This is a genomic window from Vibrio rumoiensis (assembly GCF_002218045.2).
In the GTDB taxonomy this organism is placed as follows: Bacteria; Pseudomonadota; Gammaproteobacteria; order Enterobacterales; family Vibrionaceae; genus Vibrio; species Vibrio rumoiensis.
The window spans coordinates 92,098-114,992 of sequence record NZ_AP018686.1 but is presented as its reverse complement, the minus strand read 5'-3'; the positions used below and the strand labels follow the sequence as shown (position 1 = coordinate 114,992).

General features: G+C 42.3%; 18 protein-coding genes. 3 read left to right on the top strand and 15 right to left on the bottom strand.

Annotation, left to right across the window (positions count from 1 at the left end; all coding sequences use genetic code 11):
* Positions 1-136: 136 nt before the first annotated feature.
* From VRUMOI_RS13120 to VRUMOI_RS13075, 10 genes are all read right to left on the bottom strand, one after another.
* Complete coding sequence (locus tag VRUMOI_RS13120) at positions 137-1,633, bottom strand: CoA-acylating methylmalonate-semialdehyde dehydrogenase (RefSeq protein WP_089139249.1); 1,497 nt, start codon at positions 1,631-1,633, stop codon at positions 137-139.
* Positions 1,634-1,635: 2 nt separating this feature from the next.
* Complete coding sequence (locus tag VRUMOI_RS13115) at positions 1,636-2,796, bottom strand: iron-containing alcohol dehydrogenase (RefSeq protein ID WP_089139250.1); 1,161 nt, start codon at positions 2,794-2,796, stop codon at positions 1,636-1,638.
* A 192-nt stretch (positions 2,797-2,988) separates the two neighbouring features.
* The gene (locus tag VRUMOI_RS13110; RefSeq protein WP_089139251.1) at positions 2,989-4,482 is read right to left on the bottom strand and encodes an FGGY-family carbohydrate kinase; all 1,494 of its coding nucleotides are present in this window, start codon (positions 4,480-4,482) and stop codon (positions 2,989-2,991) included.
* Positions 4,483-4,537: 55 nt separating this feature from the next.
* A complete protein-coding gene (locus VRUMOI_RS13105) occupies positions 4,538-5,377 on the bottom strand; it encodes a class I fructose-bisphosphate aldolase (protein ID WP_089139252.1) in 840 nt (279 codons plus the stop codon).
* Positions 5,378-5,393: 16 nt separating this feature from the next.
* Positions 5,394-7,145, bottom strand: coding sequence for a glycerol-3-phosphate dehydrogenase/oxidase (locus VRUMOI_RS13100; protein ID WP_162598399.1), 1,752 nt, complete (start codon positions 7,143-7,145; stop codon positions 5,394-5,396).
* A gap of 35 nt (positions 7,146-7,180) precedes the next feature.
* Positions 7,181-8,167 (bottom strand): aldo/keto reductase, encoded by a 987-nt coding sequence (locus VRUMOI_RS13095; protein WP_089139254.1) that lies wholly within the window; start codon positions 8,165-8,167, stop codon positions 7,181-7,183.
* 32 nt (positions 8,168-8,199) lie between these two features.
* Positions 8,200-9,159, bottom strand: coding sequence for a sugar-binding transcriptional regulator (locus VRUMOI_RS13090; protein WP_089139255.1), 960 nt, complete (start codon positions 9,157-9,159; stop codon positions 8,200-8,202).
* A gap of 11 nt (positions 9,160-9,170) precedes the next feature.
* A complete protein-coding gene (locus VRUMOI_RS13085; RefSeq protein WP_174208815.1) occupies positions 9,171-10,190 on the bottom strand; it encodes an ABC transporter permease in 1,020 nt (339 codons plus the stop codon).
* A 16-nt stretch (positions 10,191-10,206) separates the two neighbouring features.
* On the bottom strand, positions 10,207-11,745 hold the full coding sequence (locus tag VRUMOI_RS13080; RefSeq protein ID WP_089139256.1) for a sugar ABC transporter ATP-binding protein: 1,539 nt from the start codon (positions 11,743-11,745) through the stop codon (positions 10,207-10,209).
* A 59-nt stretch (positions 11,746-11,804) separates the two neighbouring features.
* Positions 11,805-12,860 carry a substrate-binding domain-containing protein gene (locus VRUMOI_RS13075; RefSeq protein ID WP_231897544.1) on the bottom strand — a complete coding sequence of 352 codons (1,056 nt, stop codon included), beginning with the start codon at positions 12,858-12,860 and terminating at the stop codon, positions 11,805-11,807.
* Between the two features lie 486 nt (positions 12,861-13,346).
* Here VRUMOI_RS13075 and VRUMOI_RS13070 point away from each other — a divergent pair, with 486 nt between their 5' ends.
* Positions 13,347-13,853: a GNAT family N-acetyltransferase gene (locus VRUMOI_RS13070; RefSeq protein WP_089139257.1), complete on the top strand. Its 507-nt coding sequence runs from the start codon at positions 13,347-13,349 to the stop codon at positions 13,851-13,853.
* Between the two features lie 86 nt (positions 13,854-13,939).
* On the opposite strand, the gene VRUMOI_RS13065 is transcribed toward VRUMOI_RS13070, so the two are convergent.
* Positions 13,940-15,142 (bottom strand): DEAD/DEAH box helicase, encoded by a 1,203-nt coding sequence (locus VRUMOI_RS13065; protein WP_089139258.1) that lies wholly within the window; start codon positions 15,140-15,142, stop codon positions 13,940-13,942.
* 356 nt (positions 15,143-15,498) lie between these two features.
* Between VRUMOI_RS13065 and katG the strand changes: the two genes are divergently transcribed.
* Positions 15,499-17,703: a catalase/peroxidase HPI gene (gene katG / locus VRUMOI_RS13060; RefSeq protein ID WP_089139259.1), complete on the top strand. Its 2,205-nt coding sequence runs from the start codon at positions 15,499-15,501 to the stop codon at positions 17,701-17,703.
* A 90-nt stretch (positions 17,704-17,793) separates the two neighbouring features.
* Here katG and VRUMOI_RS13055 read toward each other — a convergent pair whose 3' ends face one another.
* Entirely contained in the window at positions 17,794-18,681 is an 888-nt protein-coding gene (locus VRUMOI_RS13055; RefSeq protein WP_089139260.1) for a LysR family transcriptional regulator, read from the bottom strand.
* Between the two features lie 90 nt (positions 18,682-18,771).
* On the opposite strand from VRUMOI_RS13055, the gene VRUMOI_RS13050 reads away from it, so the two are divergent.
* Positions 18,772-19,695 carry a DMT family transporter gene (locus tag VRUMOI_RS13050; RefSeq protein WP_089139261.1) on the top strand — a complete coding sequence of 308 codons (924 nt, stop codon included), beginning with the start codon at positions 18,772-18,774 and terminating at the stop codon, positions 19,693-19,695.
* A gap of 117 nt (positions 19,696-19,812) precedes the next feature.
* On the opposite strand, the gene VRUMOI_RS13045 is transcribed toward VRUMOI_RS13050, so the two are convergent.
* From VRUMOI_RS13045 to VRUMOI_RS13035, 3 genes are all read right to left on the bottom strand, one after another.
* Positions 19,813-20,487: a response regulator transcription factor gene (locus VRUMOI_RS13045; RefSeq protein WP_089139262.1), complete on the bottom strand. Its 675-nt coding sequence runs from the start codon at positions 20,485-20,487 to the stop codon at positions 19,813-19,815.
* A 286-nt stretch (positions 20,488-20,773) separates the two neighbouring features.
* Positions 20,774-21,571 carry a Cof-type HAD-IIB family hydrolase gene (locus VRUMOI_RS13040; RefSeq protein ID WP_089139263.1) on the bottom strand — a complete coding sequence of 266 codons (798 nt, stop codon included), beginning with the start codon at positions 21,569-21,571 and terminating at the stop codon, positions 20,774-20,776.
* 93 nt (positions 21,572-21,664) lie between these two features.
* Positions 21,665-22,864, bottom strand: coding sequence for a YcbX family protein (locus tag VRUMOI_RS13035; protein WP_089139264.1), 1,200 nt, complete (start codon positions 22,862-22,864; stop codon positions 21,665-21,667).
* Positions 22,865-22,895: the final 31 nt, after the last annotated feature.

The window sequence follows — 22,895 nt, the reverse complement described above, 5'->3', positions numbered from 1 at the left end:
ACTATCCGAGGCTAAAACAAATACGCCCCTCAACCGAAGTTAGTGAGTAGGGTTTAATATGAGTGAAATGCTCTATTTGTTAGTTAGTATGACGACTTCCTTACCCTTAGGAGTAGAAAGCCGCTGATTCAATAAACTACTTCATTGTTGGCATCACAAAGTCAGCCAGCTGTTGCTGATTTTTAGGCCAACGAGTGGTGACCGTTTTCATCCTTGTAAAGAAGCGAACGCCATCATTGCCATGCATATGAAGCGGGCCAAACAATGAGCGTTTCCAACCACCAAAGGAATGAAATGCCATCGGTACTGGAATTGGTACATTGACCCCCACCATACCCACTTCAACGTTATCGCAAAAATCACGTGCCGCTTGGCCATCGGCGGTAAAAATAGCTGTGCCGTTACCAAACTCATGCTGATTAATAAGACTTAATGCTTCGTCTAATGATTGCGCTCTCAGCATAGATAGTACTGGGCCAAATATTTCTTCCTGATAAATTGTCATGTCAGGAGTAACATCATCAAATAACGTTCCTCCGACGTAGAAACCATTTTCATAACCAGGCACCGAACAATCTCGGCCATCCACCAGTAAAGTGGCTCCTTCTTCCGCACCTTTTTCAATATAACTACTGACTTTTTTCATATGTTCGTCGGTGATCAAAGGGCCCATTTCATTTTCAACAGATTGCCCATAACCTGGCCCGACTCGCAACTCTCGAATACGTGCGGTCAATTTTTCAGCCAATTTATCGGCAACTTCGTCACCAATAGCAACCACAACCGAAATAGCCATACAACGCTCACCAGCTGCGCCAAATGCTGCACCCATTAAAGCATTTACAGCTTGTTCAAGATCTGCATCAGGCATTACGACCATATGATTTTTCGCCCCACCGAGCGCTTGTACGCGTTTTCCATTAGCCGAGCCCTGTGAATAAATATATTCAGCAATGGGAGTCGAACCGACAAAACTCACCGCTTTTACACGTGAATCCCTAAGCAGTACATCCACCGACTCTTTATCACCTTGCACCACATTAAATACCCCAGCAGGTAAGCCGGCTTGTGTTAATAACTCTGCTAATTTCAACGAAGCGGAAGGGTTTTTTTCTGAGGGCTTCAAGATAAAGGTATTCCCGGTAGCTAACGCGATTGGAAACATCCACATAGGTACCATGGCAGGAAAATTAAACGGTGTGATACCAGCACAAACCCCCAAAGGCATCATCATCGAGTGAGAATCTACGTCACCACCTACATTCCTGCTATGCTCCCCCTTTTGCAGGTGAGGTATACCGCAAGCAAACTCGACCACCTCTAATCCACGAGTTAATTCTCCAATGGCATCACTATGCACTTTTCCGTGTTCACGACTGATTAACTCAGCAAGCTCATCAATATTTTGTTCAATCAACGCTTTATAACGAAACAGAATCCGTGAACGGTTTAAAGGCGTCATTTTCGCCCATGCAGGCCACGCGGCCTCCGCAGCTGAAATCGCTTGCTCGGTATCACTCACCGAAGACAAGGCTACATCATCGATTATTTTTCCTGTCGCTGGATCGGTTACTGGGAATGTACGATTCGAGGTGACACGCACCAATTCATTATTGATATAATTTCCTATCATGCTTAACTCCATACCTTTTTATATAATTCGATCACTTCATCTTTCTTTGGGATACGAGGGTTATTACTGGGTGACCCCGATGACAATGCCTGCTCCGCCATAGTGTCTAGCAGAGAATCATATTTGGCTTTTTTAATACCAAATTCAGACATGGCTGGTACAGCCAAATCCTTATTTAACTGTTTTAATTCAAGTATTAAATGCTTAACAGCCTCTTCATCTGCCACTTTAGAATCAACCAATTGCATTGCGCGGGCACAATCAGCGTAGCGCTTCATACTAGAGGGAATAGAGAACTCGGTAATTGCAGGAAGAAGCATAGCGTTGCTTAAACCATGAGGAACATGGAAGTGCGCCCCGATCGGTCGGCTCATACCATGAACTAGTGCCACAGATGCATTCGAAAAGGCGATACCGGCGAGAGTTGCCCCCAGCATCAGCTTTTCCTTCGCGTTATGACTCCCTGGAGTGTTGACCGCCTCACGAAGGTTTGGAGCAATGAGCTGCATAGCCGCAAGCGCTTGTTGATCGGAAAATGTCCCCGCTTTCCCACTGACATAGGCTTCAATCGCATGAGTTAGCGCATCTATCCCTGTATCAGCCGCTATTCGAGCAGGCACCGATAACGTTAGTTCGTAATCAATAATTGCGGCTTGAGGAATTAATCCTGGCCCCATGCATAACATTTTTTCATCCGTATTTTGATCAGTAATAATCGTAACCCGCGTCACTTCCGAGCCAGTTCCTGCGGTGGTTGGAATGGCAATGACAGGTAAAATAGGCTCAGTCACTACATGGGGGACTTTATAATCGCGCATACTGCCACCATGTTGAGCCAACAGCCCAATCGCTTTGGCACTATCAATAGCACTGCCCCCACCAAGCGCAATCAAGCAATCAAATTGACCTGTTACCACTTTATCTACCGAAGATAAAATAGACGCCTCTGTGGGTTCTGGCTCCGTATCTAAAAAGACATCACATTCCATTCCAAGCGACGCCAAGGCAGTTTCAACACGGTGTACATAGCCGAGTTCGAGCATTACTCGGTCGGTAATAATGAGAGGCTGGCGGCAGGACAACAAAACCAAAAGGTCAGCCACCTTATCTAAAGCACCAGCTCCGATCTCCATCAAGCTAGGCATTACAATTCTTTGTGTCATTGCTTCATCCTTATATATTCTTAAACACCCTGTAAATATAGAATAAAAGGCAAATAACGATACATAAAATATCATTATAAATTAAATGTGAGATGTTGGATGGGTTTTCGATATCGCGGGATCGAAAAATCATCGCCAATAGTGAAAAGACGAAATAAACTCAGGCTATCTACGAACAGGAAAGAACTATGTTCAGGAAAGCGATTTTAATGCAGCTGAAACCGCAAGGTAGCGTTGATAACGAGTCTGGAATACTTCTCGTTTATCACTGTTAGGGATTAGTGGAGGGTTGAGCTTTGCCATGTTATTCACTGCAATCTGGAGAGTAGTAAAATACCCCGCGCCAGTTGCCGCCGCCATCGCGGCTCCTCTTGCACCAGCCTGCGTACAATCAGAAGTTTGAATGTTTACATTCAAGATATCTGCAAACATTTGGCTCCAAACCTGACTTCTTGCTGCGCCGCCACTGAGTATCACAGATTCAATGTGTTGCCCAGTCATACGTAACTGACTCACATGCTCTAAATGACCAAACACAATGCCCTCATAAACGGCATACAGTAAATCCGATTTTTTATGCCAACCTGCTAAACCAAAAAAGTTACCTTGAACAGGCTGATTATCACAACCGCCATAGAGATAAGGGTGGAATAATGGGAGGTCCTTAGTAACCTCTGTATCAGCAACTAACCTATTGAGATACTGGAAAAGATCGTTATTCTCCTTCTCTGCTAAGCATTTCTCTTGCTTAAAAAATTCACAAATAAACCATTCAAGGTTTGACGCCGAGGTCGCGCTTGATTCAATCGCCAAGTAACGTTGCTCAGGAAAATGACACGCCATAAAAACATCTCGGCTAGGCAAACTTTGTGTCACCACTTGATTAACACTCCACGAGCCCGCAATAACAGAAGCGGATTGGCTTTGCCAAACACCAGAGCCTATTGCGCAAGCCACAATATCAAAACAACCGCTAACAACCGGCGTTCCCTCGCTTAATCCAGTCAATACGGCAACTTCATTACTCACGCGCCCCATAACCTGTTGACTCTCATAGACCTTAGGTACTGCTTGTTTGATATCTAGAAGATCGAGCTCGGAAAGTAAAATATCGGATACTTCGTCAACAGAAAAATCATAGAGACCAGAGGCACTTAAATCGCCATATTCCGTCGCGACTTCTCCAGTAAGGCAAAAATTCAAATAATCTTTACAGAATAATATCTGACCAATATTCTTATACAGAGACGAATCATATTGTTTAAGCCAGATTAATAGCGTTGCAGATTGAGCTGGCCAAATTCCCTGTCGGTTCATCTCATGAATAGCATTGTAATTTGGCTGCAACTTTAGGGATTGAGTTAATTCATTCGCCCGACAATCTAATGACTTTATCGCCAGTAACGGCTGACGATCATTATCTAATAAATACAAACCATTACCATGCCCACTACATCCCACCGCAATCACTTGATCAGGCTTCACTTTAAGCTGTGTGAGTAATTGATGTATTAAGCGCCCACATTGCTGCCAAAGTGCAACCATATTGCACTGAACAAAACCTGGCTCAGAAAAATCCGATGGCACTTTATCGCCCAGAGCAGCCACCTCATGCCCCCCTAAATCAAAAAGTGCCACTTTTATTCCTGTATTCCCACAATCAATGCCCAGTACATATGGTTCCATGATTAACCTTCCTTATTTAAATATTCACTGCTCCTGCATTTTGCATCAGGACAATTTACTGCTGGTAAATTGCTAATGCGTCCGACACACTGGCACCATTGTGTATCATAGCCATGAAGGCCTTCACGATCTGACTCGGGTTAGGGTGTTGATAAATATTACGGCCATACACCATACCCAACGCGCCTTGATCAAGCAGTTGGCGAGCTTTACTAAATACGACCTCTATATCTTCTTTACCACCGCCTCGGACCAATACCGGACAACGCGCAGCCTCAACAACACGATGAAATTCGAGTGGGTTTGATGTCGGGTCCGCCTTAATAATATCCGCTCCCATCTCACGTGCCAGACGCACTAGGGTGACGATTTTTTCAGCATCGCCATCCACCGCGTATGCTTTACCAGAGCTGGCTGGCTGCATCACTAAGGGCTCAATCATCAACGGCATCCCATATTTATCACATTCATTTTTCACTTTACTTATATTCACCACACACTGACGAAATAGATCAGGTTCATCCGGCAGCATAAATAAGTTCACCACCACACACGCAGCATCCATTTGCAGGGCTTGCAGAATCGGCTCTTGATCATTTTGCATAACCGCCCACATATGACGATGGCGAATAATGTTATATGGATTTCCCATATCGACTCGCATCACAAGTGCCGGTTTATCTTTACCATCCACCGTTTGTAGCAAATCACTTTGCCCATAATTCATCTGAATCGCATCGGGCTTTGCCTCGACCAACTGGCTTACCACTGACCCCATGTTTTCCAAACCGTCCAGAAAAGAGGGTTCATTACAAACGCCATGATCAAGTGCCACGTCTAAGCAGCGACCATTGTTAAATAACCGATTCATCCTAACTTTTTTGCTGATATACATACTCTTGAAACTCCCTTTATTGGTAAACATAGATATCACTTAAGGTTGCAGCTCTAAGCTTCTCAATGTGATCTAAATTAAAATCTAAGCCGTGATGTAATCTCAATAGTTGACAGCTGTTGGCCAGATCGTTTTTGGTTTGTTGCTCATTCCAGCCTAACGTGGCTGCAACTAATTGCGTCAGTTCAAGCAACACTTCTTGCGTTATTCGCCCCTGTATTGCGATCGATGTGCGGCGTTGTAGTAAGTCTAAGGTTTTACAAACTGCTTCATTTTCAATTAAATACAGTAATTCGCGTTGAGTATAATCAGGCAAGCTCACGCACAAACAATCCTCACTTTGCACCATAAAAGTCAATATCGCTAAGCAGCCAGTGCCGTAGCGCTGAAACATTCGTTGCGCCTGTATTTCACTGAGCGAAAATGTCAGCTGTAAATTTTGGATAAATACTCGATGCTCTGCTTCCGTTTGAGGGAAGTTATACCCGCCTCCAATAGCGCGTTCGGCCGTTGAAATATGACGCTGGCGCTGCATGTCAGATAAGATTTGATCAGCCACCTCTTCACCAAAAGCGCGGAATGTGGTCCATTTACCTCCAATGAGCGAATAGGTTCGCACGCGACCATCTTCACTATCATCAACTTTCAGAGAATGACTGCGAGGGATCTGCCCAGTTGTGGAAGTTTGAACCGATGGTAAGGGTCGAACACCACTAAATTGATACACAATGTCTTCTCGATGGATCACCAAACTAGGAAAAATAGCCTTAAGTGAATCAAACATATAATTGATTTCATCCTCAGTGCAGGTGATATTATCAGGGTCGGAAACTGGAATGTCGGTAGAACCAATTAACACTTTGTCGTAGTAGGGAAACAGTATGCACACTCGTCCCTCAGCATTCTCATAAAACACCATATGACCGTTTAACTGGGCAAAAAGATCGTTATGTTTAACGATGATGTGTGATCCTTTAGTGCCCTGCAAATAGCCAGACTGTAACCCGATACGATCATTGGTTTTATCAATCCAAGCCCCGGTAGCATTCACCAGTTTGTCTGCTGACACTTGAACCGTTTCACCGCTTAAACAATCACGTAAGCTAAAACGATTGCCATCACGAGCGAGTAACTCAGTATAGTTACATGCCATACTGTCACTGTTTTGTTGCCCTCCCTGCGTGTCCTGTAATAACTCCAAGGCAAGCCGCTCTGGCGAACTAATCCAAGCATCATAATAATCGGCGCTGCACTTAACCGAAGCGTCGAACATTGGCCAACGCGCTAATGTCTTATGCTGTGAAAAAAAGCAATGCTTAGGTAATCGCTGGTCGTGACGGGTAAAAAAATCATAAAACCACAGCCCCAGCTTAACCACTAAAGCCCCACGACGGCTTGGCTTATTCATCAGCCCTGTAAAATTAAACAACGCATACACTAAACCTGACCAACGCGAGAAAATAGGAATAGTCGTCACAAGTGGCTGCACATAGTGAGGTGCATTCATCAACAAACGATTTCGCTCTGCTAATGATTCTTTCACCAGATCAAACTCCCCATTTTCTAGGTACCTCAACCCTCCATGAATCATTCGAGATAAAGCTCCACTGGCTTTGCTACAAAAGTCCTCTTTCTCCACCAAAAGAACCTTTACTCCCTGTAGTGACAATTCCCGATACACACTAATTCCGTTTATCCCACCACCAATAATCACAACATCAAAAGATTGATCGTGGGGTAAACGCTGCGGTTTTCCATCATTTAACATATGGTTCCCCTTCTGTTTTGTGTGTAGGAAAAGCATTAATCTAGTTGTAACTGTCCTAGATGCTTAAGCGCTTGTTTATTGATGGCTTCTACATCGATGGCGGTTAAATTCACTTCTCCCGCTCGAGCATTTTCAGCCGCTTGAATAGGATTACGCGCGCCACACAAAGCATAGGTAATACCGGGTTGTGCGAGAGTCCAAGCAATGACTAATTGGGCTACTGTGATGTGGTAATCCTGTGCTATAGGTGCAACCGATTGACAGAAATCCTGCACTTTTTGGCGGTTACTTTGTGAAAAGAGCGGGTTAGATAAACGTTGATCATCCCCCTCAAAACTGCGCTCTGCAGTAATTTTTCCGCTCAATAAACCTAGCGCTAAAGATGAGTAGCTCAAACAAGACACTTGAGTATCACGGGCATGTGGCAATAGACTTTGCTCAATATCTCTCTCAATCATGTTGTACTTTTCTTGTATTGCATCAACCGTTCCGAACAGCTGATAGCACTTAAGATCATCAAGGCTAGCGTTACTAATGCCAATTGCACGGATTTTCCCTTGTTGCTTAAGCTCCATTAAAGCAGACATGGTCTCTTCAATGGGAGTCATTGGATCTTGCCAATGAGTAATATACAAATCGATATAATCAGTGCCTAAACGACGTAAGCTTTGCTCTAATTCATATTGGATAGATTCACGACCTAAATAACGATGAACCGCTTGCCCTTCTTCATCAAAAAAGTGATTCCCCTTGTTGGTATGCCAAGCAAGGCCACATTTAGTGGTGAGAATAACCTTATCTCGGTTGCCCTTAATTGCCTTACCAACTAACTCTTCAGAGCAACCAAGACCGTATGCTGGCGCGGTATCAATCAAAGAAACCCCACTTGTTATCGATTCTTGTATCGCCGCAACCGCTTCTTTTTCATTTGTGCCGCCCCACATCCAGCCGCCCATAGCCCAAGTACCTAAACCAATAACGGATGCGTCAATTCCAGATAAACCTAACTGTCTATTATTCATAAGTGTTTCCTTTTAATTTAAATGATAAAAAGTTAATACATATCAAGTACATGTTTTGCGGTTAACTCATCGGTAATCAGAGTATTTAAAAAGCCACCACGTAATGCCCCAGTAATAGGCGCCACTTTATCGGCACCCGCTGCTACTCCAATACTGACAGGAATATTGCTCAACTCTTCAAGTGTTAATCCAACTAACTTATTGTTTAGAGCTTCAATACACCCCATGCCATCTTGATCAAAAATGTGAGCAAAAACCTCACCGCGACATTGGCTTTCAGCCACTAAAGATTTTTCATTTTTAGCCCAATGACGCAAATCGAAGTAACTTTCATCTCCTTTAGCGACAGCACCGATACCGGCCAAAGCAATATCCGCATGACGAGCCATATCTAACACTTCCTTTGTCGCCCGCATATTGATCAACAAGTCTCTTTCAGACTGAGTATCTGCAAACAGAGGTGCGTGTATCTGCATAGATTCTCCATCCAATTTCTCGGCTAGCTTCGACGCCAAATAATTCACGTCGGTAAAGTGTCGACCTTGCACACCACCCGTTGCAGGGAGCACGGTAATATTCATGCCTTTACTAGGCTTAATCACTTCCACTATGCTAGCTAAGGCTTTGCCTCCACTAATACAAATGACATCATTTTTTCGTAACGTATCTTGCAAAAATTCAGCTGCTACAGATGCAATTTGAATAACGCTTGAACTTGCAGGCTCAGAATAAGATGGACATAGAACCGCCTTGCTGAGTCCTGTATTGGTAACCAATTCTTTCTCAAGCTCCATCACACCTATATGAGGAATATTGAGGATAATTTCGACCAAGCCTTCTTCGCGAGCCTGACGAATAATTCGATTCACCTTAGCGGGCGATAGATCTAAACTTTTTGAAATATCAGACTGGCTGCGATTCTCTTTGAAATGAGAGAACAGTACCTTGCTTACCAAGCGTGAGACCTCAAGGTTTTTCACTGTGGTTTGCATAAGCTATCCCCTTAAGCCTTAGCTTTCGATTTCTGATGCATATGATGGTCAACCGCAACGGCCGCGAGTAAGATCAACCCTTTAATAAACTCCTGCCAATACACCGACACATCTAAAAGCATCAAAGAACTAGAGACCACACTAAGCAGTGCAATACCTAGAATTGCGCCAAAAATCGTGCCTTCACCACCTTTAAGGCTTGCGCCGCCAATCACCGCTGCCGCAATAATGTTCAACTCTAACCCCACGCCGAAGTTCGGCGTCGCTGCGCCAAATTTAGACATATAAATGATTCCAGCCAATCCACACAGAGCAGATGAGAGAACAGTTACATACAGCTTGATTTTATTGGTATTAACGCCGGAATATTGAGCGGCTTTTTCATTACTACCGGTATAGAAAATCTTACGAAAAGCCTTGGCGTTACGGAGTAAGAAATCACTGATAATAATAACGATAAAGAAAATGATGATTGAAAATGGCACACCAAACAAAGTACCTTGCCCAATAAACTTAAACTCAGCTGGTAGAGTAAATAAAGAAATAGGTGTGCCCTGAGTGATGATCATACTCGCCCCACGGGCCAATCCCATAAACGCTAGGGTCACAATAAAGTGATGTAATCCTAACCGAGTAACACACAGCCCCATTAACCAACCGATAAAGCCGCTAAAACCGATAGAGGCAAGGCTTGCCAACCAAGGGTTCATGCCAAGCATAAACAGCTTACCTGCAACCACCATGGCCAAACACATCACCGCCCCAACCGACAGATCAATCCCTCCCACAATCAATAGCATTGTCATCCCCACCACAACAATGCCTTCGGTTGAAAACGATAAAAGCATCGCTTTCATATTCGCCCAAGTAAGAAAATAAGGAGACGCAAAACTCATCCCAATAAACATCACTACTATAATAAGCAGTAAGGTGAATTCCCTCATCTGGCTAAACTCAACCAGCATTTCACCTAGTGATCGTTTTTTGTTCTGTGCCGTGGTTTTATGTGTAGATACATTCTCAATAGTCATTATGATTTCTCCTGTATTACGCGTGCACAGCGTCGGATAATAAGCTTTCAGCACCAGAGGCTAATTGCATAATATTCTGCTCAGTAATCTGATCTCCGCTCAGTGTTCCCATCTGATAGGACTCCCTCATTACCATCACTCTGTCACTTAAGCCTATGATTTCAGGCAACTCCGAAGAAATCACAATAATGCCAATACCTTTATTAGCCAGATCTCGAATCAATTGGTGGATTTCTGTTTTAGCCCCCACATCAATGCCTCGAGTCGGTTCATCTAGGATGATGAGTTTAGGATTCACCGATAAGATTTTGGCTAAAGCGACTTTCTGTTGATTACCACCGCTTAATGACGAAACCTTGTGATATAGACTGCCGCTTTTTAGATTTAGCTGCTTAGTAAGTTTTTGTGCTTGTTCAAACTCTTTATCCTTATTAATCAATCCATGTACTGACACTTGTTCAAGTTTCAAGGCCGATACATTAGATAAAATAGACAGTTCAAGAAATAAACCTTCTTCCTTACGATCTTCGGATAAGTAAACAATTCCCTGTTCAATCGCATCTCGATAACCATTAATCTTGATTGCTTTATCATTGAACATCACAACGCCACTGCTCTTTTGGCGGAGCCCGCATAAGCCCTGAACCATTTCAGAACGTCCCGCTCCGATAAGACCTGCAATGCCCAAAATCTCACCTTGATAAACGTTAAAACTCACATCATTAAAACGATGACCATCAGACAAATGTTCCGCATTTAAAATCACAGGGGTCGTTTCTAATAATCCAGAAAATTTAGGTGGGTATAGGTTATGAATCTCACGCCCTACCAGGCTTTGCACTATCGCTTGAGGAGTGGTATCGCAAATTCTTTTGGTATCAATATAATACCCATCACGAAATACGCTTACTCGGTCGCACTGTTCAAAGATTTCAGCCATACGATGACTAATATAAATAATGCTAATACCTTGAGCTTTTAGCCTTTGCATGATGGCAAATAATATATCGGTTTCTTGGTCGGTTAGAGCCGCTGTTGGTTCATCAAGGATCAGAATTTTGCAATCAAGGACTAGTGCCTTAGCAATTTCTACCAACTGTTGATTCGAAATGGTTAAATCTAATACTTTCTTTTTAGGATCAATGTCCGCGAGTTGATTAATTGCTTCATACGCTTCTTTATATAAAGCTTTATAATCAATAAACCAGCCTGTTGAAGTGTTAATTTTTGCCATCATGATGTTTTCAGCCACTGAAACATCAGTGCATAAAGCGATTTCTTGATGAACGAATCCAATACCCAATTGCTGTGCAATCAAAGGGTTTTTTACGATCACTTTTTCGCCTTTAATGTATATTTCACCACTGTCAGGTTGATGAATGCCATCGATGATTTTCATCAATGTAGACTTTCCTGCACCATTTTCCCCCGCCACTGCATGTATTTCACCAGGTAGGAGTTCAAAATTGATTGAGTTTAACGCTGCGGTTGAGCCAAAGGTTTTGGTAACATTTTTAATCTCAAGGACCGGTATTTGATTGGAAAAATCCACCATACTTCCTCCATGAACGATTGATGAAAGAGGCCTATACATCAGGCCTCAGCCAAATAAAATTACTCGTTAATTCCTTTGGTACCACGCTTCTCTAGGTATTTATCCCAATAGAAGTCATCCGCATTATCTTTGGTAACAATGGAAAATCCATTATCCACAAAGGGAACCCCCATTGGGTTATAGCCGGAGCGTTTATGATCATTCATAGGATCAATCATGCTTGGGTGAGCTGCCATATATAGCAACATCATCCCCATATAACCCTGCATGCCTTGGTTTGGATTAACCGCTCCAAAGATTTCACCTTGCTTGATCATATCCAGTATTTTGGCGTTCACATCGGCATTGAAAATACGAATTTTCCCACCAAGTTCTTTACCAGCTTGAGCCGCCCCCATCGCTGAAGTAGCTTCTGGCATAAACACTGCACCTAAATTAGGGTGAGCTTGTGCAATCGTCATAACCGCGTTATACGCCTTAACCGCATCGGTATTACTCGCAGCACGAGAAACTAGCTTCATATCCGGCCACTTCTCTTCCATACGCGCGATAAAGGCACTAACACGACGGTCATGGTTATCCTGACCTGGATTTTCTAGTACCGCGTATTCACCTTTTCCTCCCATATCTTCAGCAACAGCATCCGCAGCAAACTTACCTTCTTGATAATTATCAGAGGTAATAAAAGAAACACGTTTACTATTGGGAGAGTCTGCAGCAAATGTCACCACAGGGATCCCCATTTCCGCTGCTCGGTTGATAGGCTCAATAAATGGGTCAGGGTTCATTGGATGCAGTAAAATACCAGCAGGTTTTTTAGCCAAAATTTGCTCAAAAGAGGCCAACTGTTTATTTACATCGTATTCTGGTGTGCCGGTATAAACCGTCTTACAACCCATAGATTGGGCAGCTTGTTTCATCATTTCATAAACAGGAAACCAATATTCGACCCCTGAAACCATCACGTTCATGTAATAGGTTTCTCCAGGTTTGCATTTAAATGCAGCCGGTGCTTTGGTTTCAGCCGATACAGGCGAAGCAACCGATAAAATAAACAGTGCTACAGTGGCCGTTACTAGGTGTATTTTTCTCGTCATAGCTTGTAACTTGCTCATCCCATTCTCCTTTTTATGCGGGATTATGAACATTCAACCTACTGCCATCAGCTTGTCATTCCATCAGCAAGCTTCAGATTGAGATATTTTCACTTAAATGAAATATATTTACTTATCGTGAAGATATTTCACTTTGATTAAACTTATGCACGAAATCGAGAACCGTCAAACTAAAATGATATAAAAAGTCTCAATTTGAGAGAAATTCACATAATTTATTTCCATTGACATGAACATCTCTTAACGTATTAAGTAACATGCCATCACTTAATACGTTGAAACTTAACGGTGAAAATTTGTGGGTAGATACAAAGAAAAGATTTAGTATTCATTTATAAAATAAAAACAAATATTAAAAATAGTGAAGTAGATCTATATTGCTAAATATCAGAACAAAGTAAACGAGTGATTGACCGACAAAAGAAACCTTTCCGTTTCACTCCGTGGCCAGTCGTTTATTAATTATAAAATGGAAAAAATCCTTTCATGACCATCATTTGCCAAACCGACCATCTTACCATCCAGCATTTTACTCTTGATGACGCCGCATTTATTGTTCAACTCTTAAATCAACCCTCGTTTCTTCGTTATATTGGCGATAAAAAAGTCCGTACGCTCGATGATGCGATTCAATACTTAACTCAAGGCCCGATTCGCAGCTATAAGGTTCACGGCTTTGGCTTAAATTTAGTAATAGAAAAGAGCACCAATACTCCAATTGGCATGTGTGGACTAATCAAACGAGAAGAGTTGTCTCTGCCGGATATTGGCTACGCATTATTGAGTAATTACAGTAATAAAGGGTATGGTTTTGAGGCCGCGAAATCCGTACTAGAACAAGGAATGAAGCAACACTCACTCAATGCAGTACAAGCCATCACTATGTTAGATAATGTGCCATCAAATGGGTTACTGAAAAAACTCGGCTTTGAGCTAATTAATGTGATTGAGCTGTATGGTTCGCAGAATAATTTATATCAATATGAAAAATAAAAACGCCCCACTCTTAATATAAAAACATCTCATCGGAGACAGCCTTATAAAAAAGTGAAGCGTCTGTATTTAGAGCAACCTATTGACTAGTCTCTATCTTGTTGCTTTTCGCGCTTATGCTTAGGAACATAATTAAGAATAGAAATTGGCACTTCTTTTTGTGGCGTGAATCCATCCACGGTTTGGCGCTTAATTAAATGACCAAGGCGGCTTTCAATCATGCATAGGTTTTTAAAGTCGTCGCGCGAGACTAAAGACACCGCTTCACCTTTGGCGCCGGCACGGCCAGTACGGCCAATTCGGTGAACATATTCATCGGCGGGGAAAGGCATATCATAGTTAATCACGCACGGTAGATCATCGATATCAATCCCCCGCGCTGCCACACCCGTTGCCACTAAATATTTCACTTTACCTTGTTTGAACTCATCCAAAACACGCGCACGTGAAGCTTGATTACGCCCACTGTGGATGGCTTCTGCTGCAATGCCGCGTTTTTCTAACTGAGAAACCAATTTCGCCGCGCCATGCTTTGTGCCGATAAAGATCAACACTTGAGACCAGTCTCGCTCAGCCAATAAATGACTCAACAAGGCTGACTTTTTATCTTTATCTACTGTAATGAGATACTGGTTGATTGAGTCTTTTGAGGCTTGATGTTTCGCGATTACAATTTCTTCAGGATCGCTAATTGCCGTGCGGGCTAACTCACGAACGGGGTTTGAAAGTGTCGCAGAAAACAGCAAGTTTTGAATGTTTTCAGGTAGGCGCGCTAAGATTTTATTAATGTCTTCAATAAAGCCCATATCCAACATACGGTCGGCTTCATCTAATACCAACATTTCCACTTCATCAAAATGCACAGAATGCTGGCCGTATAAATCAATCAAACGACCAGGGGTTGCCACCAGAATATCGACCCCATCGATTAACGCTTGTTTCTGCGGCGCGTAATCCACACCACCATACATCGCCAACGAGGTTAGATTCAGATGTTTGCCATAGGCTTGAATATTTTCATTCACCTGAATAGCAAGTTCGCGAGTAGGCACTAGAATTAAAGCTCGAATGCGTTTTTTACGCTGGGTTTGACCGCGGCTCAACTGCTCTAAAATTGGCAAGACAAAACTCGCGGTTTTACCCGTACCGGTTTGCGCAGCGGCAATTAAGTTTTTTCCATCTAGAATGATAGGAATTGCTTTACGTTGAATCTCAGTTGGTTTGTCATAACCTTGCTCAGCAACGGCTTGCAGGATGGAAGGACTTAATCCCAATGTAGAAAATGGCATCGAATATCTCAAAACATTAAATAGATAGCTTATTGTAACCAATTTATGCCTAAGCTGTTTGAGGTTTTAGACTATTTTTTCAAGATGACATTAATTCGCCGTTTTTTATATTTTAGGTTCTATCCTTTTATCTGAGTTAAATGAGTGGAAATAAAGCAGGTAACAACAATATCAAAGATGAATCATACGTCACATTACCCATAACTTTACGTAATGTAATATCAAAAACTATAAACCCTTGCCATTAATACGGAATTATCTATGGATAGTATCGATAATTCCGATTGGTAACGAATCACGAACAAGCGTAACTTGAATGTAACAAAAAAATTACTCAAATCTACAGGGAGACACCTATGTCTAGTGAATCAAAATGCCCTTTCCACAGTAGCAACAATGTAAATAATAGTGGTAACACTGCAGCAACCGGTACTCAAAACAAAGATTGGTGGCCAAACCAACTTGACCTTTCCGTCCTTCATCAACAGGGTCAAAAATCAGATCCGATGGACCCTGATTTTGACTACGAAAAAGAATTCCTTAGCCTTGACCTAAAAGCAGTAAAAAAAGATCTACATGATTTAATGACCGATTCTCAAGAATGGTGGCCAGCAGATTTCGGCCATTACGGGCCTCTATTTATCCGTATGGCATGGCACAGTGCTGGTACTTACCGCGTGCAAGACGGTCGCGGTGGCGGTGGTACCGGTCAACAACGTTTCGCACCACTGAACAGCTGGCCAGATAACGTTAACCTAGATAAAGCACGTCGCTTAATTTGGCCTATCAAACAAAAATACGGTAAGAAAATCTCTTGGGCTGACTTGTTCATCCTAACGGGTAACGTGGCTCTTGAGTCTATGGGCTTCAAAACCTTTGGCTTTGCTGGCGGTCGTAAAGATGTTTGGGAACCAGAGCAAGATGTGTACTGGGGCAAAGAAACCGAATGGCTAACCGATGACCAGCGTTACTCTGGCGACCGTGATTTAGATGATCCACTTGCGGCGGTGCAAATGGGCTTGATTTACGTAAATCCAGAAGGTCCAGGTGGTAAGCCTGATCCTCTACTTGCTGCGGCAGATATTCGCGACACCTTTGCTCGTATGGCAATGAATGATGAAGAAACCGTCGCCTTGATTGCCGGTGGTCACACCTTCGGTAAAACTCATGGTGCTGGTGATGCGGATAATGTAGGCGCCGATCCAGAAGCGGCAGACATTGAACAACAAGGTTTAGGTTGGCACAACACATTTGGTACAGGTAAAGCCGGTGATGCGATTGGTTCTGGCCTTGAAGTCACTTGGACTCAAACACCAACCAAATGGAGCTACTACTTCTTAGAAAACCTATTTAATTACGAATGGGATCTAGTGAAAAGCCCTGCAGGTGCTTGGCAATGGGTTGCTAAAACAGACGATGAAAATGTGCCGGATGCATTTGAAGCAGGCAAAAAACACAAGCCAAGCATGCTCACCACCGATCTATCACTGCGTTTCGACCCTGAGTATGAAAAAATCTCTCGTCGATTCTTGAAAAATCCACTTGAGTTCCAAGAAGCATTTGCTCGTGCTTGGTTCAAGCTAACCCACCGTGATATGGGTCCAAAAGCACGTTACCTAGGTCAAGAAGTACCAGCGGAAGATTTGATTTGGCAAGATCCAATCCCAGAAGCGAAGCACCTTCTGATTGATAAAGCTGATCAAGCAGAATTAAAGAAAAACATCCTCGATTCTGGTCTATCAGTATCAGAGCTGGCTTCAACTGCGTGGGCGGCAGCTTCAACCTTCCGCGGGTCTGATATGCGTGGTGGCGTAAATGGTGCGCGTATTCGCCTTGCTCCACAGAAAGATTGGGAAGCAAACCAGCCACAACAAACGGCGAAAGTAATTGCGGTACTAGAAGGCATTCAAGCCGCGTTTAACCAAGCGCAATCTGGTGGCAAAGAAGTTTCTCTTGCTGACTTAATTGTACTAGCAGGTAACGTGGCGGTAGAACAAGCGGCTAAAAATGCAGGCTTTGAGATTGAAGCACCATTCACGCCAGGCCGTGCTGATGCAACCCAAGAGCAAACCGAAGTGGATTCATTTGAATACTTGAACCCAATTGCCGATGGTTTCCGTAACTACAATAGCGATAAAACTAAAGCGCCAGCTGAATTTTTATTAGTTGATAAAGCGCAACTGCTGACATTGACGGCACCAGAAATGACGGTACTTGTCGGTGGTCTACGTATGCTAGGCACTAACCACAACCAAACCGATTACGGTGTGTTCACCGATAAGAAAGAAACATTAAGCAATGACTTCTTTGTTAACCTGCTCGATATGAACACCGAATGGAAAGCCGTTGGTGATGATAAAAAAGTCTACCAAGGCACAGACCGTAAGACTGGCGAAGCAAAATGGCAAGCCACTCGTGCAGATCTAGTGTTTGGTTCAAACTCTCAACTTCGTGCGGTTGCTGAAGTGTATGCCTCAAGCGATGCCAAAGAGAAGTTTGTCAAAGACTTTGTGAAAACGTGGACGAAAGTGATGGAACTGGATCGCTTTGACCTTAAATAGTCATAAACCATGATCCGTCATCGTATTAAATGACGTTACACATGATACAAGCCCCTCTCAACCCCGTTGTGAGGGGCTTTTTACTGCCCGTTAATTAAATCGAGCGAGCACAAACTCGACAAATAAGCGCACTCGCATCGGTAAATGTTCCCGATCTCGATACAACAAAAATAACGTTCTCACTTTACTGCGCCATTCAGGCAAGACATGCTGCAACTCGCCCTGTTCAATCATAGGCAACGCATAATAATCCGGAATATAGCCGATCCCTAAGCCGGCTTTAACACCGTGAGTCAGCATTTGAATTTCATCAACTTCTAATCGAATACCTTGCAGCGCTTGATAATCATATTCTTGACCACTCTGCATATTCACTAATTGCCAAATAGACATTGGATGGCAAATGATCACTGGCTGACCACATAAATCCGACGGTTGCTTAATCGCGGCAATGTCATGCTTGGGATTCGTACATAAAATAAAATGGACATCTTTAAGTGGCCTAGCAATCCAGTTATCCGCCACAGGATTTCCTACTCGAAACACCACATCCATCGCTTCGCCTTCAATATCAATTAAGGTATTGGAGAAATGGAGATCGAGCTGTATATCAGGATATTCAAGTAAGAAGTCGTAAAAAATAGTACGTAGAAATTGAGTACCTGCATTAATCGGTGCACTGACACGAATTTTGCCTTTTGCGTGATGCTTTTCCGCATACAACTCCTCACCAATATCATTTAACTCATTAAATAATGGATAAGAACGTTGGTAATAAAGCTCGCCAATGCTAGTTAAAGAGACACGGTGCGCATCTCGGTTAAGCAATCTCAATTGTAAATGATGTTCTAGTTGCTGGATCCTTCGACTTAACGTGGACAAAGGGATCGATAAATCATCCGCCGCCAACTTAAAACTTTTTAACCGTGCTACAGTACAAAAATAACGTAGATCATCAAGCGAATAATTAGATTTCATATATGGGATTTCCTGTCTTATTTTTGCCTCTTTATCTATTTATTGAAACTAATAGACTTGAACCTAAATGACAAGCAATAGGAATAATGGATGACTCTTACCAGCACCACCAAAGCCGTACTTCTACTGGTACTTTGTACTTTTTTTTGGGGCAGCACCTTCCCAATAGGTAAAAATGCGCTCGATGAAGTTCATGCTTTAACTTTGGTTTTTTGGCGATTTGCGATCGCGGCCAGTTGTCTAACCGTTTATATCAAGCTCATTCGTAGCCCTAAAATATTACTCACCACGAAACAGTGGCTGTGGGTGTTTGCAGTTAGCGCCGTGGGTGTTGGTGGATTAAACCTTGGGTTGTTTACCGGGCTCGCTTATACCAGCGCAACCAATGGTTCATTGATCATGGCACTTAGCCCATTAATGACCTCGCTCATCGCCAGTATTGCGCATCGAGCATTACCCTCGAAAGCGCAATGTTTTAGCTTATTGGTCAGTTTATCTGGCGTCTTATTAGTGATCACCAATGGAAATCTAGATACATTAATAAACTTACAAATCAATCATGGTGATAAGCTTATTTTTTCAGGCATGATTGCTTGGAGTTTGTATACTTATTTCAGTCAAGGGATCAGTAAGTGGCTGCCAGTTGTCCCTTATACTTTAATCGGCATGATTAGTGGTGTAGTAGTTATTGGTAGCATGTGCTTACTTACACCTGAAGTTCATCCTTTAAAAGAATTATGGAATAGCTCTATTATCGGTATCACAGAAGTTGTTTATATCGGTTTATTTGGCACGGTAGCAGGCTACTTATTATGGTTAGATGGTATACGCCAACTCGGCTCAGCAACCGCTTCGCTCTTTTTTAACTTTGTGCCAATCTTTGCCATGTTAACGTCATTTATACTGGGGCAAAGTGTAACAAGCCTACAATTAGTGGGGGTGGCCATTGTTATTGCTGGCCTAGTATTACCAAAGCTGGTTACTTTGAAGAAGTCAGTAGCAATCAGCTCGTAGAAACAGATAAAAATCGATACAGAATAAACATACTTGAAGTGCTCACTAATATTTAGTGGGCACTTCAAACAATATTGATTATAAATCACTCACCATATATTGAGGTAAGTAGCGAGCTTAAGCTTCCAACTCCACATCACTATCAACAACAGATGCGATTGAATAATTTAACGCGACTTTTTTCCGCATCAACTCAACAATTGATGAAGCTTTATATTTATTAAGAATTCTTATTTTGTAAGTGCTCACTGTTTTCGGGTTAATTGAGAGATGTTCAGAAATCTCAGTGTTTCGACACCCTTTAAGCAAATATCCCAAAACCATAGCTTCGCGCTTAGAAAGACGAACATTATCTGTAGAGTACAAAGAATTCGGAGTATGGCTTTTAAATACTGAATATCCTAAACAAATTCTTTCAATTGAATCCCTGATAATCGATAGCTTTTCTAATTGATTGATACACCCATTAGCACCTATTTGATAGGCCATCGATGTATAATCTTCTCCTTCATTCGAGGTTAAATACAATATTTTCCCTGAAAAACCATGGTTTCTCGCTAAACGTAAAAACTCAAAACCATCGGAGTCTAAACTACCTAACTCGATATCCATGATAATAAAATTGATATCAATTTCAGAAAATAACTTTAGGGGACTAGTGATATCTGTATGGACAAATATATTGTCAAATCGATTCATTGAATGAAGTAAAGTAGATACAGAATTGAATACCAAAGGGTGGGTGTCGATTATTAGTGCGTTACCAAAAGATTGAGGTTTTAAACTAAACATAATTAGCGTCCATTTTAACGTTTAACTTATATAGGAAAAATCCTCAAAAATTATAAGTATAATGGGCGAAAAACTGACAATAAAACCTTATTAATAATATGTGATTAAAATTAATCGCCCCAAATTGAAATACTCTCACCGCTATAACATGTCTAGAAAAACAGAATAAACCATAAATTACAATAACTTAAAAAACAAACATCGCTGTATCGATATCTGCCTTTAAATACTTAACGACTCTCAAATTAATCATTAATTAATATGAAAACCTCAAATTCATACAAATTTATTTAAATAGATTTTCAATTACCTGCAATACACCCGATTCTTTATTACTTGGTGCGGTAAAACGAGCATACTTCTTAACGCCTTCATGGGCGTTTTCAACGGCATAAGAATGATAGCTTTGTTGCAGCATTTCAACATCATTGAAGTAGTCACCAAAGCTCATAGTTTGTTCATAACTAAAACCAAGCGTGTTTTGCAGATGTTGAATAGCTGCACCTTTTGACGCTTTGGCATTCATAACATCCAACCAAATTTTTCCACTAACCACCACTTGATGAGTTTCACCAAAATATTGATTGATGGTTGGGAAGACCAATGACTCTGTACCACCGAAATGGCAAATAGCGACTTTGATGAAATCGTCCTCTACCGTTAAGACATCCTCGACTGATTCACAACGGTGGTAATATTTCGCGAACTCTTCTAACGCTTGAGGATCTTGCGTTTCAATATAGGCGGAACGTTTACCGCACAACACTAGGTATGCGCCATCAATACTTCGGGCAGTATTAACAATCGCGTCAATTTCAGAACGTTCGATGGTGCAACTATAAAGTTCTTGCCCTTTATGCATCACTAAAGTGCCATTTTCAGCAATAAAGAACATGCGGGCTTTCAATGGCGCAAAGGTTTCAGCCAGGCTGTAGTACTGACGACCTGAAGCAGCCGCAAACATGATGCCATTAGCTTCTAGCTTCTCATAGACTTCATAAAACTTAGGATCCAATTGGCTATTTTCATCCAGCAAGGTGCCATCCATATCGGAGGCAATAAACTTAATATCGGGTTTGGTCATAAACCACTCTCTTTAAATATAAATAGGATAAGAAAAAGAATAGAGATTCTCGTGAAGCGGTTGAGAATGACCGCTTCAATTGATAAACGGTGATCAGCTGACGAGCTCAACATCTGACTTCGGTACACAACAACACGCCAACACTTTGCCTTCATCAATCTCACCAGGAAACAAGGCTGGCATGTCAGGTTGGTCGACCTTGCCGGATTCCAGTGTCATTTTGCAAGTACCACAAAAACCAGAGCGGCAACTGTTTGCAACAGCAACGCCCGCTTTTTCTGCTTGTTCGAGCAAACTCGATTGGTTGTCACCTTCAAATACATTACCATCAATACTAATCGTCACCTTTTTAACGGGTTCAACTTCTACGACATCTTGGCTGGTATCTGGGTAATATTCTTTTTCTTTGGTTTCCAATACTTCAACCACATCTCCCGCGCGGATCATACCTTCATTTTTAGCCACCACATTCTGACCAAAGAAAATGCCACCGGTTTCATCTGCGCGAAATTTAGATAACGTATTTAAAGGCTCGTTCTTTTCACTGCGCATGGCAGTTTTTGGGTTAACCGTGGTGAGCACGCAACGCATACAAGGTTTCACAATTTCAAACTCAACTTCGCCAATACGGATACGTTTCCAGCCATCTTCAACAAACGCATCGGTATCTGACACCACAATATTTGGGCGAAATTGCGCCATACTATGCTGAAGTCCTTGTGGGCTACGTGCATTCAATTCATCAAGTGAAGCCTGACTGATCAGCAACAATGGGTAACCATCGGCAAAACTGACATTGGTTTGAATTTTTTCACGCTGACGGTTTGACTGCTCTCCAGTAAAAAGCAATTGAACCGGCTTACCCATAATAAAGCTGAACCATTGATTGGCTTGCTCATGAGTAGCATAAGAGGTAAAGGTATCGGACCACACCGTGCATTCGACTTCAGTCATATCAAACTCATCAAACCGTAACACAAGTGGCTCTTTGGCTTCTGGGTAGGTAAGCACTAACCCACGTGGGTGCAATGCTGATTTTACGCGCAACATTTGATGATGTTCGCGAGCGGTCACCATACGGCCATTCATATCCGCTACCATCAAACGGCGGTCAAAGACTAACCCTTGCGTTTCTACCCACGCAGATGACAATTCAACACCAGTAATCGATTTAACTGGGTAAACATTAATCGTATCTAATATCGCATCTTGCATTGGCTCTAATCCTAATGTGGCTTCTATTTTGGCGAGTTTTTTCTCTAATTCCGATTTTCCATGCTCCGACTGACTCATCACTCTTCCTTTTCTAAATCTTTTATTTTGC

What these genes read in the sequence shown, in the direction of transcription:
- VRUMOI_RS13120 (WP_089139249.1), bottom strand. Translation starts at nt 1,633, where the DNA reads ATGATAGGAAATTATATCAATAATGAATTGGTGCGTGTCACCTCGAAT.
- VRUMOI_RS13045 (WP_089139262.1), bottom strand. Translation starts at nt 20,487, where the DNA reads ATGTTTAGTTTAAAACCTCAATCTTTTGGTAACGCACTAATAATCGAC.
- katG (WP_089139259.1), top strand. Translation starts at nt 15,499, where the DNA reads ATGTCTAGTGAATCAAAATGCCCTTTCCACAGTAGCAACAATGTAAAT.
- VRUMOI_RS13075 (WP_231897544.1), bottom strand. Translation starts at nt 12,860, where the DNA reads ATGAGCAAGTTACAAGCTATGACGAGAAAAATACACCTAGTAACGGCC.
- VRUMOI_RS13095 (WP_089139254.1), bottom strand. Translation starts at nt 8,167, where the DNA reads ATGAATAATAGACAGTTAGGTTTATCTGGAATTGACGCATCCGTTATT.
- VRUMOI_RS13090 (WP_089139255.1), bottom strand. Translation starts at nt 9,159, where the DNA reads ATGCAAACCACAGTGAAAAACCTTGAGGTCTCACGCTTGGTAAGCAAG.
- VRUMOI_RS13080 (WP_089139256.1), bottom strand. Translation starts at nt 11,745, where the DNA reads ATGGTGGATTTTTCCAATCAAATACCGGTCCTTGAGATTAAAAATGTT.
- VRUMOI_RS13115 (WP_089139250.1), bottom strand. Translation starts at nt 2,796, where the DNA reads ATGACACAAAGAATTGTAATGCCTAGCTTGATGGAGATCGGAGCTGGT.
- VRUMOI_RS13050 (WP_089139261.1), top strand. Translation starts at nt 18,772, where the DNA reads ATGACTCTTACCAGCACCACCAAAGCCGTACTTCTACTGGTACTTTGT.
- VRUMOI_RS13110 (WP_089139251.1), bottom strand. Translation starts at nt 4,482, where the DNA reads ATGGAACCATATGTACTGGGCATTGATTGTGGGAATACAGGAATAAAA.
- VRUMOI_RS13035 (WP_089139264.1), bottom strand. Translation starts at nt 22,864, where the DNA reads ATGAGTCAGTCGGAGCATGGAAAATCGGAATTAGAGAAAAAACTCGCC.
- VRUMOI_RS13065 (WP_089139258.1), bottom strand. Translation starts at nt 15,142, where the DNA reads ATGCCATTTTCTACATTGGGATTAAGTCCTTCCATCCTGCAAGCCGTT.
- VRUMOI_RS13070 (WP_089139257.1), top strand. Translation starts at nt 13,347, where the DNA reads ATGACCATCATTTGCCAAACCGACCATCTTACCATCCAGCATTTTACT.
- VRUMOI_RS13100 (WP_162598399.1), bottom strand. Translation starts at nt 7,145, where the DNA reads ATGTTAAATGATGGAAAACCGCAGCGTTTACCCCACGATCAATCTTTT.
- VRUMOI_RS13085 (WP_174208815.1), bottom strand. Translation starts at nt 10,190, where the DNA reads ATGACTATTGAGAATGTATCTACACATAAAACCACGGCACAGAACAAA.
- VRUMOI_RS13055 (WP_089139260.1), bottom strand. Translation starts at nt 18,681, where the DNA reads ATGAAATCTAATTATTCGCTTGATGATCTACGTTATTTTTGTACTGTA.
- VRUMOI_RS13105 (WP_089139252.1), bottom strand. Translation starts at nt 5,377, where the DNA reads ATGTATATCAGCAAAAAAGTTAGGATGAATCGGTTATTTAACAATGGT.
- VRUMOI_RS13040 (WP_089139263.1), bottom strand. Translation starts at nt 21,571, where the DNA reads ATGACCAAACCCGATATTAAGTTTATTGCCTCCGATATGGATGGCACC.